Here is a 13,252-nt window from a genome sequence, read left to right as displayed (position 1 = left end):
GCCCGATCGAATTGGAGGTAAAGCAAGGGCCTTCATTCGCACTCGATCGAAATAAAGAATGGTTCGTGCTGCCGATGGACTCAGAGAATCAGTCTATTGCGGGCAGAGATTTTGCATGGATACTTCCAATTGATCCTGACTCCTCAGACAGCTCCTGGTTAATAAAAGCAGATGGAGAGATCCGTCTAACAGTCGTCAATGAGAGCATTAGCGTCTTCATATATGCTGAATCTTGCGAGTTAATTGCATACGAAAGCCGGCCCCAAGCAGATAGCTTTGGCAAGCGTTTTCGTTTAGAGTTCGAACATGGAGAGAAGCTCGCACATACCTTCGCTTCTCTTTACTGGGGAACGATGCTTCCATCGATTATCGAACGCACTCGTGCGAAGGAATATCCGATATCAGATGGATATGTTCTTAGCACGCTGCATTCCAAGTACAGCGGTACATATCCTGACGTGGATCACGAATTCCAAATTAAAGGGCGTCTAAGTTGGGGAAATGACCTCGATTATGACGTCGTCCGCCGAATGATGGAACTGCAGATGAAACTGATGAAAGAAGATCCTGAAGGCTTGTGGCGTAATCCTTGCGCCATTCAACCGAATGGGGACAGGGAGTACCATGTTCGTCGAAGCAGTCTCGACGGCTCGACAAATGCGATCATGTTCCTGATTACTGGCAATGTAGAAGTGTTAGAATCGGCGTGGCTCTACTGCGCGGCGACGAAAGATTTCGATTGGCTGCGTCTTCATATTGACGGACTGGAAGGCGCCGCTTCTTGCATCATCGATCAAGTGGATCGGCACGGCAGGCTTTGGTCCGATGTCTATTACGAGGATCAAGTCATCAAGGATGGACGGGAAACGTTCGCTACAGCGCTGGCCGCGCATTCACTTAAATTGCTGGCTGAGCTTGAGCGCCGCTTAGGACATGCTGAGAAAGACGAGTACTACACCAATATGGCGGCTCTTCTTGGAAGCAGTCTGGCTAAGCCTCTCCCGATGGGGTATTGGGATGAGACGAATCAGCGTTTCGTGGATTGGGTCGACCGGAGCGGCATCGCGCATGACCATATTCATTTGCTTGCCAATATCCTGCCTGTCCTCTTCGGATATGCCTCGAAGGAACAAGAAGAGCACATCACGGCGCTTGTCGAAGAGCATATCGATCAATTCCAGCGTTTCCCTACGTTCCTTGCCGCTCATATCGACCAGTATACGGAAGCCGAGATTGGCGACGGAGGTCCATATGATTTGTGTGCAGCGGGCCGTTATTGGTGCTGGGATGCTGCGTACTGGACATGGAAGAACAATCGGAAGGTATTGTTAGGCCAGTTAATGCGCGTGGCGGAGCAAGCTGCCAAAGAAGGCTACATCATGGGCGAGCGATATGACATGAATTATGTCTATTATATCGACGATAAAGATTGGCACGGAGCAGCGCATTATTACGAGTATCCGTGCGTATTTTCCTGGGTCCTAATCCATGAATACTTAGGCATTCGCCAGACGTTCGAAGCGGATCTGCAAGTATCGCCTCGGATAATGAATTATGGCAATGTTGTTCTTGAACAAAGCGGTTACCAATTAAGCTACCAATACGAAGAAGATGCTTTCAAACTGACGAATTTGGGATCGGAGAGTCGCTCTTTCGAGGTTGATTTGACGGCGATTTATCCAGAGTGCACCAAATGGAGATTTACTTGCGAGGGCGTTGACAGCGAGCTTGAATCGGGTGCTGTCGTCTCGATAGGTGGAGGTTTGACGGGTACTTGGATACCTGTCGTTTAGTCATGTTGATGATCTGCTAATAAGCGATGTGAGAAAAAGCTGCCGGTTAAACCGGCAGCTTTTTCTTGTGCTCGATGAAGCGGTGACCAGAATTAGTTGCCACGCGAACCGTTGGTACCACGCGAACCGTTGGAGCCGCGGGAACCATTGGTGCCTTGCGAACCATTGGAGCCGCGCGAACCATTGGAGCCACGGGAACCATTGGAGCCGCGCGAACCATTGGAGCCACGCGAACCATTGGTGCCTTGCGAACCATTGGAGCCACGGGAACCATTGGAGCCGCGCGAACCGTTGGAGCCACGGGAACCATTGGAGCCACGCGAACCGTTGGTGCCTTGTGAACCATTGCTGCCTCTTGAATCTGCCATATCAATCAACCCCTCTCTATCAGGATTTTATATTCTATGTAGCGAATCTATCAGATGTTATCGTTGTAAACCCATTTACTAGAGAATGGGCTAAGCTCTGATGACTACCTTGAACGAATTAAAGCCTCTCCCAAAGAATGGAGAGGCATGGGGATTTACTGCCTTTTACGAAACTGCAAATCTATAAGCTCATCAAAGCGATTCCTTTTGATCGAATTATTTTTCGAGAATTCCGTTATGCCGAGATACACTTTTTCTTGCCGGTTGTGTTTAGCTTGAACGGAATTGACATGATACCGATGTTCGTCAGATATATAATCTACGGGATGAAAGTCCCAGTGAACAGCCAGTTGCTGAAAAAACAAGGCATCGGCCCAAGCCCAAATCGAAGGGTCGTCATTCCAACGAGGCACAAGCTCAAAGCATGATGTTCTGTGCATGATTGAATTATGATCTATTTTTTCGACGGGCTCTCTTGTTATGCCTACCAGAGGTCTTATTCCGCTCTTATGGATCTGACCATCATCTGTCATGACGGCAAAGCATTGCATGCCATAGACAATATGAATGTGCTCATTTACTTCAAACCGTTCAACCATCTTCTTGAATCGTTCAGGGTAATAAATATCGTCATCCGTCAGGTACGTAACCAAATCGCCTGTTATGCGCGGGATGGCAATATTAATGCAGGTCGCATAGAGTGTCGTCTTTCGCCTGTCTTGTTCGCTAACGCCTGATTGGATGATTTGAATTCTGGCATCCGCGCTTGCGAAAGCGTGGAGCACTTCTTGCGTTTCTCGGTTCGAATGGTCATCCACGATCAGCAGCTCCCAATACGGGTAGGATTGATTCATGACGCTCATAATGGCATCCCTTATCATGACGGGACGGTTATAGCTGGTTAAGATACAGCTGACTTTAAGCATGACAATGCTCCTCCCTCTACCAGCACTGAAAACAGATGATTTACTTTACTCAGTCCATGCGGAAATGGTGTTTCCGTTTTCGGTACGGGCAATAGCCAATTTTGAACGATGACGGTAATCGTCCACTAGTCATCCGATGAGGATGCATATCATAGCAGCATGGTATTGTCTGAGATTGTCCCTCGTTGAGAGAAAATAGTCAGGCCATGAACAACTTCCGATTGAAGGAGGAAGGGGACACATGAACATCTTTATTACAGGCGCCGGCGGGCATCTCGGGCGGGATCTGCTCCGTGTTCTCGGGCCAACGTTTGCGTGTACGGCTTATAGCTGGCAGGAACTCGACATCTGCGACCTGCGGGCAGTACAGAAGATGGTTGGCGATGTGAAACCCGACGTTGTAATCAATGCGATGACCTACTCCAATGTGGATCAGGCCGAGGATGCTGCTGAGGAGGCTTACAGATTCAATGCGCTCGGTGTCAGCCATTTGGCAATTGCTGCGGAGTCGGCCGGTGCAAAGCTGGTGCATGTCAGTACGGAGTATAAGTTTGACGATGCCAAAGGAGCGCTGGATCGCGAAATGGATCGGACCAATCTCTATATCTATGGCAAATCGAACCTGCTGGGGGAGCAGTTCGTGAAGGCGGTTTGTTCCCGGCATTTCATTGTGCGCTCGCTGGCCGAGAGTCAGGAGACGATTAGGACGGTTGACGATCAAGTCGGCTTCCCTGCGTATACGTTTGACTTAGCGGAGTACATCGGACAGTTAATTACGACGGAGCGGTATGGAACTTACCAGGTTTCTAATAGCGGCATGATGGAACGGACGGGATCTGTCCCAATCTAAGAGGGGGTATTACCGTTTGATGAACAGGCCAACGGATTATTATTATTGGATGAAAGATTGGGCGGTCAGCTCGGGTTATGCATTATCGGATGTATATTGCGAGGTCGCCATTAATGCCCAGTTCCCAACCTTCGTAGCTACGATTCCCCATGGCAGGGTGTACGGTGACAGCGGAACCGTGATTTCTCCTAATAATGTGTTGATTTGGGAAGTCTCCTATGATTGGAGCAATGATCCCCACAAACATCCGATTTATCTCACTCAGACGTTGCCGCCGGTCGAATATATGCCCGGAAATATTGCTGTCCTTACAAAAATCGGCTCCTCCAACTACTATCATTGGATGTATGATGTCCTGCCTCGTATCTATTTGCTCTCTTGCAGCAGGATACCTGTAGATAGATACATCGTGAGTCAAGAATTGCAACCCTTTCAGTATGAAACGCTGGGGATGCTGGGCATTTCAGCTGATCGTTTGATCTATAGCAATAAGCAATCTCATATCGAGGCTGAGCGGCTGATCGCGCCATCAATCGGCTTCGGACAGAGATGGGTCTATCATTTCTTAAGAAGCGAATTTCTCTCTGAAGAGCCAAGGCCTTCAAGAAGATTGTATATAAGCCGCGGGCATTCCCTCGGAAGGACCTTAACGAATGAAGAAGAAGTCATCCGGGTCTTGCAATCGTATGGGTTTGAGACCGTCTATCCGGAGCACTTGCCAGTGAAAGAACAGATCAAGCTGTTCTCGGAGGCCGCATACGTGATATCTCCTACCGGAAGCGCGCTCACGAATCTGACCTTCTGCAGCTCGCAAACCAAGGTGCTTGAGTTCTTTTCTCCAAATTTTATTGTCCATGATATTAAACGAATATGCGATTACGGAGGGCTGCACCATATTGCCTATATGGGAATCGGCTCCAAACCTCCTAGCTATGAGGGGATTCCGTGGTATTGGGCGGGTCTTGACAACATATTCGTTTCCATCCCTGACCTTGAGCACCTTTGCAAACAGATGGGCTTATAGAGAATCCGTACCGGAAAGGAAGACAAGATAGCGATGAGAATACTCTTGGCCACCTTCTGGGGTCTGCCTCATGTTGGGGGAGTGGATCTCTATATTCGGCAGTTGAAGCTGGGACTTGAACAGCGCGGCCACCAGGTGGATATTTTGTGCCGGTATCCTGATGGAAGCGGGTATTCGATCCTGAACAAACGTCGGCATTTGCGGAGAAAATCGATCTATTCCTTAGTAGATTCGAACGTAAAATCGTATTTCAAGGAGAGTCTATCCGGCTTGGATCCGGTTATTCAGGATGCCGAGGTGGAGCAGTATTGCTATGAGCTGGGCGCGGCATATTTGGGCGTGGATTCTTATGACCTCATTCATGCGCAGGATGTCATCTCTGCACGGGCATTGTTTCGAATTAAGAAGCCGCTAACCGCGCTGGTTACCACGATTCACGAGCATCTAGCTGGCGAATGGTTTCTTTCTTTGCTCAGACAGGGGGACCTCGAGAATCCGGCACGCAAGGAGCTGCTGTGGCACTATGCCGTACTTCGCGAGCAGCTTGGATTGAACAGCGCAGATGCCGCGACTTTGCCGACGCATTGGATGAAACAGATGCTGGCACAAGAATTTGCCATTCCCATTGATAAGTTAGCGGTCGTCCCGAACGGTATTGATATTAGAGAATACACGGACCAGCTTCATGGCGGAAGCGATATGCCATCATCTTCAGGGAAGAAGGTCATCATCTGTCCGGCACGCTTTGATGTAATCAATGGTCACAAGTATCTCATACGGGCGCTTGCCAAATTAAGACGGGAGAGAGACGACTGGATATGCTGGCTAGTGGGCAGCGGCGGGCTGGAATTCAATCTGCGCGAGCTCGTAAAGCTGCATGGAATCGAGGGTGATGTCGCGTTTCTGGGGACGCGCAGAGATGTGCCGGCTCTGCTCAAGCAATCTGATATCTTTGTCCTTCCGAGCTTGCAGGATAATCATCCGTACGCGGTTATGGAAGCGCAAGCGGCTGGAAAAGCAGTCATCGTGTCCGATGCAGGAGGCATGCCTGAAATGGTTGCTCACGGAGAAACAGGGTTGGTATTTCCGGTAGGCAATGACGAGCAGCTGTACCAATATTTGCGTGCGCTCTTAAGCGATGAACAGCTGCGCCATCATCTCTCTTCTCAGGCAATGCAAGCTGGAAACGAACGATGGTCGCTGGATGACATGATGTCCAGGATGGATGCGGTTTACGAGATGGCGCTTGCGGCTAGCCGGCACCGGGAGGGGATCTCATGAGCGGAAAAACGGCAGCTGCGAATAAGAGCGGGAGGCGTAAACGCAGAAAGAAATTCGCAAAAAAGAAACGTTACCAGGTCCCTGCTCCTCAAGGACAAGAAGCCGGATCAACTCGCTTGAAGGTTATGCTATTCTCGCACATCTGCGGCGAGCGATTCATTACCGGCGCGGAGAAATACTTGTCCTTGCTGGCTAAGGAAATGTCTCCTCACGCGGAATGTACCATGGTCGTGCCCGAGGACGGCATCTTGATGCGGGAAGCCGAGGCAAACGGGATCCGAACCGTAATTGAACCATTCTCTTTGTTATGGTCCATCTATCGTCCCGATGGTGAGCTTGAGCAGGCGGAAGCGTCGATCTTAGCCGAAGGAAAGCATGCGATGCTCATTCAATTGCTGCAGCTCCACAGACCCGACTTCGTCATTGTGAACAGCTGCGTGAACGCGCTGCCCGCCATGGCGGCCAAGTCACTAGGCATACCTGTCGTTTGGATGATCATGGAGAAAATTCATGAGCATGCGGCAGCTCTGCAATCCGCACAGTTGATCAACCGTTATTCTGACCTTATCGTAGGTGTCTCCAATCATTCACTCGCCCTGTTCCGAGAAATCGTGCCGGAAGAGAAGCTCGTACTTCTGCCTCCGTCCTCCCCTGTTTGTGAGTCAAGCTCGTTGCCGCAAGCAAATGAGGAGTTAAAGAAGAGATTCCGATTACCCGAGCACAAGCATCTGATCGGTTATATTTCGGCAGGCGTGCAGAGGGAGAAAGGACTGGAGCATTTCCTGCTCATGGCCTTGAAGCTTTGCGCGGAGCAGCAGGATCTCTGTTTCTTATGTATCGCAAGTCCTGCCAGCGATGCCGACTATGAACGGTACTGCCGGTCTATGGTAGAACAGTCGGAATACCGAGACCGATTCCGGTTGCTCGGCTTTCAGACCGACATCGAGAGCATGTATCCCTTGATGGATGCGGTTGTCGTTCCGAGCTTAATCGATGAAGGCTTCGGCATGATCGCGCTTGAGGCTTTGTTACTCGGGAAGAAGACGGTTGCCTATCGTTCGGGAGGGTTGGAAGAAGTTTTAACGGCGGCAGGCCAGGAGAGTATGCTTGTTGATAAGGGAGATATCGGCGGGCTGGCCGCCAAAGTAAAGGAAGGGCTTCTTATGCAGCCCGCAGCTGTGGATGTCGACCTTGTGACGCGGTGTTTCGGAATGGTGGCCTATCGGGCCAGATTGACCTCTTTTATGAGCATGCTGAGTCTGTTGTCGGCAAGGGCCGATATGCAAAGAGCTGCCGCCAATATACGACCTTTGAAGCCAGGCCGGTTATATCGTGGCTATCTAACCCCGTCTGCGTACCTGCTGGAGCTGGGTACGAAACGCCCATTTGCTTCGCCGGAAGCTTTCAGACATTTCGGATTCCGTTTGTCCGATGTATTTGTCGTGCCGGAGCAAAGTCTCTTCGCATACCCCGTTGGTTTGGTAATCCGGCACGACCATCTATCCTATCCCCCTATGGGCCGAGTAATAAGGAAAGGACAAAGGAAGAAAAAGGGTAGAAAGAATCGTAAAAGAAAACACATTCACATAGGAAAACCGGCACGAAGATTCAAGGCGCGCAGAAGGCTGCGAAAATCCGCCTAATCTAGCACCCCCTATTTAATAGGGGGCGCCAGGCGGATGATGATGCAAGATGGACAAGCTTGGCCATAGAACGGACCGGCTTCGAATGGCACGCTGAAGTCGCATTCGAGACCGGTCAAGGAGAATTAGAGACTGGGAGAAAACTGCTTCATATGCTGCACGAAATCAATATCAGGCGCCAGGTAGGATGGGGGGAGTCCGGCAGCGATACGATCCCAAATCCGGCGTTCCACTTTGAGACGGATCGTTCGGTGTGGCGGGAGAAAGAAACGGTTATATCTGTTAGCGGAGACGAGGTGGACATAGCGGCGTTTCCTCCTCAGCTTCTTCTTTCCAAGACGCACGGGACGCCGCTGTTTCCTGCTCTTGCTCTTATGTCTTCGTCCTCGGGGTACTCTTCTATTCGATATCCCGAGTTTAATTTTTTTTCGCACGGCCATGAGGTTACCTCCATCTCTTTTGGAGTGCTCTTTCGTAGATCGCCAAGATTCTCTCGGTCATCGCCGGAAGAGACCAGTGCTGCAGGCCAAACGCTCTGGACTGTTCCCCGAGCCGGAGCCTAAGATCGTCTTCGCTGAGAACGGCAAGAAGATTGCCGTAAAGATCCTGATCGTTCCCTGCGGGAAAGATCAGGCCGGTCTTCTCATGCGCCACCATTTCCGGAATGCCGCCGGCATTGGATACGACCACCGGCTTCCCGGCAACATGTGCTTCCATAATGGCGTAAGGGTGATTATCCTGCAAACTCGGAAGCACGAAAATATCCGACTTGTTTAACAAAGCCGGAATATCCTCGCGATTTCCAAGGAATACGACCTCGTTCTGAAGTCCGTAGACTGCAGCCTGCTCTCTCATCCTTCCTTCCAATTGCCCATTTCCCGCCAACCAGCACACCCAGTCGCTTCTGACCTGCTTTAAGCGGAATAACGCCCGAAGCAAATGAAAATGCCCTTTGACTGGGTCGAAGCGTGCCGTGCATAAAATGATTTTCTTCCCTCCGGCGTCGGGCATCGAGGAGGGTTTGTTCATTTTATCCAAGAACTCCTCAATGTCCATTCCGTTTGGGACCGTTGTCATCCGATCGTCCGGGACTTGAAAATCCCGGCTCATGATTCCTTTAAGCCACTCTGTCGGCATAATGGTTTCATGGTTTTGCATAATACCGATGTGCTCGATAAGACCGTAGTAATACCAAAGCGGGGTTCTGCGAAAAGCATCATGCGCAACGCCGTCCGCTTGATGTCTAGCAAGACTTTCAGTCGAGAGGCACCCGTGTATCGTAGAAACGAGTGCTGTATGGGCGCTGCGGACCCGAGAGAATGCCCTTGCGGAAATCACGTCCTGCGAATGAATAACATCATAGATTTCCGGGCTGAAATATGCTGCGGCAGCCTCGTAGCAATATTTATCGATTTCCATAGATTTGACTTCATGATCAAGCCCGGGGAGATGGTTCGCGAAGTAAGTATCCGCTTTGGCTGAAATCATGGGCCGAATGCTGCTTTTAGCCAACCCCCAGCCCTTGTTCAGCAGATGAAAACCGGAGTCATCTGGCATTCTGCAGAAAATATCCACAACATGACCCCGTGCTTCCAATCCCCTCTTCAGCTGCATCACATATTTCTCCAATCCGCCAACTGAAGGAAGCCCCCAATAGGTGGCAAGCAGAATGCGCATAGGTAACCTGCCTTTCTGGTCTCAAGTCCTTACATGTGTATGTGTCATCTTGGCTTTCCGAAAGGGACAAAAACCCGGTTTCAAAAATATTAGACCTGGGACAATTTCCTATTTTCATAAAGAGAGGCAGTTATCTAGCGCTTTGCTAGTTCAAGCTGCGTACGATGATGGCAGGAGTATTCTAGCTAGGAGGGACTTATCATGCAGCCTAATGAACGCTGTAAGATCGCCATCATCGGGCTCGGATATGTTGGGCTGCCGCTGGCCCGGCTTTTCTTGGAGAAAGGCCATACCGTCATAGGCGTTGATACCGATCAGAGTAAAATCAAGCAGCTTCAGATGATGCAGCCCTACTTATCCGATCTAACCCGCAAGGAACTCAAAGAAATGTTTGGCGGCGGACGTTTTCATGTAGGCGTTTCATACGAAGCCATTGCTGAAGCTGACTGTATCATTCTGTGCGTGCCGACTCCGACCAATGAAGCGGCGATGCCCGACTTGTCCTATGTGTTTCAAGCCATGAGACAGGCGGTACCCCATTTGCGTCAGGGACATTTATTGGTCCTGGAAAGCTCCACCTATCCAGGCACGACGGAGGAGGAGCTGAAACCGTTCATTGAACAGCGAGGGTTTCGGGTCGGATTCGATGTGTTTCTGGCCTATTCGCCTGAACGAATCGATCCTGGTCAGAAGCGATCAGCATTACAGTCAATTCCCAAAGTGGTTGGAGGTGTAACTGTTGCCTGCACCCAGTACGCGGCGCGGATTTACGGAAAAGTCTTTGATGAAGTGGTCACGGTTTCTAATGCAAGAACGGCGGAGATGACGAAGCTGGTAGAAAACTGTCAGCGTTTCGTGAATATCTCGTTTATGAACGATTTAGTTAAGTTATGCGAGGCCATGGATATCAGCATATGGGAGGTTATTCGAGCAGCGCGTACCAAGCCTTATGGCTATATGCCGTATTACCCTGGCCCAGGGGTAGGAGGACACTGCATCCCCGTCGATCCCATGTATTTACTTTGGAAGGCAAAGCAATTTAACATCCCTCTGCCTTTCATCGAGTTAAGCCATCAAGTGAATGAAGAAATGCCCGGTTATATCGTAGATCGGACGGCGAAGAGTCTTTACCCGCTTACACTGGACCAGTGCAGCATTATGGTAGTTGGCGTAACGTACAAGAAAGATGTCAACGACCTGCGCGAATCCATGGCATTGAAAGTGTTTGAGCTGCTGATGAAGCAGGGGGCAAATATGAGCTACTACGATCCTTATATCGCCGAACTCCATGTAGATGGCACAACTTTTGCACGGACTCCGCTTACGACTCGAAATGTGAAGCGGAAGGACTGTTTGTTGATTCTAACGGATCATTCTTCCATTCGATACGATGAGCTCGCCAAGCACGCCAAGTTAATCGTAGATACTCGTAATGCGACGGAAGGCGTGAGAGACAAATCGAGAATCGTCTTACTCTGAGAGCGGAATCGGGAGGGGATTTTCAGCCATGAATATTCTTGTAACCGGAGGTGCGGGGTTCATAGGATCCCATCTGGTGCAGGCTTTGCTGCTGCAAGGACACAAGGTTATTACGCTTGATGATCTGTCAGCAGGCAACGAGGCGTTTCTGCAGGAAGTACTTTCGCATGAGAACCATACTTTCATCCAGGGGTCCGTTCTGGATCACCATGTGATCAAGCAGTGCATGGATCAAGTGGAAGCCGTGTTCCATTTGGCGGCAATTCTTGGCGTGAAGAATACGGTAGAAGACCCCCAGAAGGTCATTGAAGGAAATATAGACGGAACGAGGCATGTCTTGGAGTTAGCCTTTCGAAGAGGGATCAAGGTCATCTTTGCTTCAACGTCGGAAATATACGGCAAGAATACGAGTCTCCCGTTCTCGGAAACCTCGGATCGGGTGTATGGAACGCCGTCCATCCATCGGTGGTGCTATGCGACAGCCAAATCCATTGACGAGCATTTATGCTTTGCTTACGCCGATAAGGGATTGCCCGTCACCGTACTTCGATACTTTAACGCTTATGGCCCAAGGCAAACGAATTCGCAGTACGGAATGGTTATCCCTAGGTTCATTCATGCCGCGCTTAGAGGAGAGCCGCTGCTCGTCTATGGAGACGGTTCGCAATCCCGCTGCTTTACCTATGTGGACGATATGGTGAGAGGCACCATAAATGCTCTTAGCCGGCAGGCGGACGGACTCGCTTTCAACATTGGTTCGAATCGACCGACCACGGTGCTCCGATTAGCACGCATGATCGTTAAAATGACGGACTCGGATTCCATGCTTCAATTCATGTCCTATGATGAAGCTTATGGAAGGGGCTATGAAGACACGCCGGCCCGGATCCCGGATTTAACACGTTCAGGCTCTATCTTGGGATTCTCGTCGTTCGTCTCCTTGGAAGAGGGGCTGGGGCGTACGATTCGCTGGTGCCAGGGGAATGAGAGCAAATAAACCATCATAAGCCGGCCGTCCAAAGGGAGGTAGAAATGCTGCCATGCCTGATGTTCCGCTCATTAGCGTCGTCATTCCATGCTATAACTACGGACAATTTTTGGGAGATACGATTGATTCCGTCCTGAATTCGACGTTCCAAGACGTTGAAATCATCGTGGTCGATGACGGTTCGACCGATCCGGCGACGATTGCCATTTTAACCGCTTTAAAGAAGCCGAAGACGCGTGTCATCAAGCAGAGCAATCAAGGAGTGGCTGCGGCTAGAAATAGCGGAATTATAGCAGCGAGAAGCGCTTATATTTTGCCGCTTGATTCAGACGATTTGATTCACCCGACGTTCTTGGAGAAGGCATTTTGGATTATGGAGCTCTTCCCGAAGATCGGCTTTGTATCCCCGTGGGTGAAAGCTTTCGGTACGGAGAATTGGGTCCATGACGCTCCCCAATACAACTTCTATACCCAGCTGTCCCGAAATATCACGTGCGGAACGTCATTGTTTCGCAAGGAAGCCTGCATGCAAGCGGGCGGCTATAAGTCCGGGTTTGTGGTCATGGGTTACGAGGACTGGGATTTCTGGATTTCGCTCGGCGAAAAGGGTTGGCTCGGTTACCAAATTTTCGAACGGCTCTTCTTGTATCGAAGGCATGGAAGATCCATGGTCCATGAAGCGATCGATCACCATGAACAGCTGGTCGAGCAAATCAAGGCTCGTCATCCGGTGCTGTATCAAGAGGATTATATGGAGGCGTTGAAGCGGAAGTGGGAGCTCTCGCCGCTGCTGGAAATGAGTCCGCGCATCTTGAAGGAAAGCCCCTGGCATCATTATTCGACCAAGCCGATGACCACAAGACTGCCGAAGTGGTTGCTGCTCATGCCTCAAACACGAAGAGACCGCATGTCCGCCCGCTGCTTGAATTTCATAGATGGGCTGCATGCCGACTACTACTCGGTCACCATGGTTGCTACCGAATTTTTAAGGGACTCGGATATGGATGAGTTTAGCTGGTTGACCAGCGATATTTTTCATCTGTCGCTGTACGTTCCCAAGATCGAACTGAAACTTGACATCATGGAGAGGTTAATCTCCAAACTAATCGTTACCCGTGAGATAGACCGCATTTTTCTACTCGGATCGCGTCAATGCCACTACTTGCTGCCCTATATTCAAAACGGGTTCCCGCGCATTCCGATCGAAGTCATTGAATGAAAGG

Annotated in this window: 11 protein-coding genes; 8 read left to right on the top strand and 3 right to left on the bottom strand. The window is 50.1% G+C overall.

Features of this window, described 5'->3' with window-relative positions:
• Nucleotides 1-11 precede the first annotated feature (11 nt).
• Nucleotides 12-1,793: a glucosidase family protein gene (locus AC0YNX_RS13385; protein ID WP_475816149.1), complete on the top strand. Its 1,782-nt coding sequence runs from the start codon at nucleotides 12-14 to the stop codon at nucleotides 1,791-1,793.
• A gap of 46 nt (nucleotides 1,794-1,839) precedes the next feature.
• Here the strand turns inward: AC0YNX_RS13385 and AC0YNX_RS13380 are convergent, their stop codons facing one another.
• Nucleotides 1,840-2,139, bottom strand: a complete 300-nt coding sequence (locus tag AC0YNX_RS13380) for a hypothetical protein (RefSeq protein ID WP_475816148.1) — start codon at nucleotides 2,137-2,139, stop codon at nucleotides 1,840-1,842.
• Nucleotides 2,140-2,316: 177 nt separating this feature from the next.
• A complete protein-coding gene (locus tag AC0YNX_RS13375; RefSeq protein ID WP_475816147.1) occupies nucleotides 2,317-3,087 on the bottom strand; it encodes a glycosyltransferase family A protein in 771 nt (256 codons plus the stop codon).
• 241 nt (nucleotides 3,088-3,328) lie between these two features.
• Between AC0YNX_RS13375 and AC0YNX_RS13370 the strand changes: the two genes are divergently transcribed.
• From AC0YNX_RS13370 to AC0YNX_RS13355, 4 genes are read left to right on the top strand one after another with little or no spacing between them, the layout of a single operon-like run.
• Nucleotides 3,329-3,937: an SDR family oxidoreductase gene (locus tag AC0YNX_RS13370; protein ID WP_475816146.1), complete on the top strand. Its 609-nt coding sequence runs from the start codon at nucleotides 3,329-3,331 to the stop codon at nucleotides 3,935-3,937.
• Between the two features lie 19 nt (nucleotides 3,938-3,956).
• Complete coding sequence (locus AC0YNX_RS13365; RefSeq protein WP_475816145.1) at nucleotides 3,957-4,961, top strand: glycosyltransferase family 61 protein; 1,005 nt, start codon at nucleotides 3,957-3,959, stop codon at nucleotides 4,959-4,961.
• Between the two features lie 33 nt (nucleotides 4,962-4,994).
• Nucleotides 4,995-6,242 (top strand): glycosyltransferase family 4 protein, encoded by a 1,248-nt coding sequence (locus AC0YNX_RS13360; protein ID WP_475816144.1) that lies wholly within the window; start codon nucleotides 4,995-4,997, stop codon nucleotides 6,240-6,242.
• The gene (locus AC0YNX_RS13355) at nucleotides 6,239-7,885 is read left to right on the top strand and encodes a glycosyltransferase (protein ID WP_475816143.1); all 1,647 of its coding nucleotides are present in this window, start codon (nucleotides 6,239-6,241) and stop codon (nucleotides 7,883-7,885) included. The genes AC0YNX_RS13360 and AC0YNX_RS13355 overlap by 4 nt, the downstream gene beginning before the upstream one ends.
• 444 nt (nucleotides 7,886-8,329) lie before the next feature.
• On the opposite strand, the gene AC0YNX_RS13350 is transcribed toward AC0YNX_RS13355, so the two are convergent.
• Complete coding sequence (locus AC0YNX_RS13350; RefSeq protein ID WP_475816142.1) at nucleotides 8,330-9,562, bottom strand: glycosyltransferase family 4 protein; 1,233 nt, start codon at nucleotides 9,560-9,562, stop codon at nucleotides 8,330-8,332.
• A gap of 201 nt (nucleotides 9,563-9,763) precedes the next feature.
• Between AC0YNX_RS13350 and AC0YNX_RS13345 the strand changes: the two genes are divergently transcribed.
• From AC0YNX_RS13345 to AC0YNX_RS13335, 3 genes are read left to right on the top strand one after another with little or no spacing between them, the layout of a single operon-like run.
• Nucleotides 9,764-11,041: a nucleotide sugar dehydrogenase gene (locus AC0YNX_RS13345; protein ID WP_475816141.1), complete on the top strand. Its 1,278-nt coding sequence runs from the start codon at nucleotides 9,764-9,766 to the stop codon at nucleotides 11,039-11,041.
• Nucleotides 11,042-11,069: 28 nt separating this feature from the next.
• Nucleotides 11,070-12,038 carry an NAD-dependent epimerase/dehydratase family protein gene (locus AC0YNX_RS13340; RefSeq protein WP_475816140.1) on the top strand — a complete coding sequence of 323 codons (969 nt, stop codon included), beginning with the start codon at nucleotides 11,070-11,072 and terminating at the stop codon, nucleotides 12,036-12,038.
• A gap of 43 nt (nucleotides 12,039-12,081) precedes the next feature.
• On the top strand, nucleotides 12,082-13,248 hold the full coding sequence (locus AC0YNX_RS13335; protein WP_475816139.1) for a glycosyltransferase family 2 protein: 1,167 nt from the start codon (nucleotides 12,082-12,084) through the stop codon (nucleotides 13,246-13,248).
• The last annotated feature ends 4 nt before the right edge of the window (nucleotides 13,249-13,252 follow it).

The organism is Paenibacillus sp. J31R98 (assembly GCF_056269245.1).
This window is presented reverse-complemented; position numbering and strand designations above follow the sequence as displayed.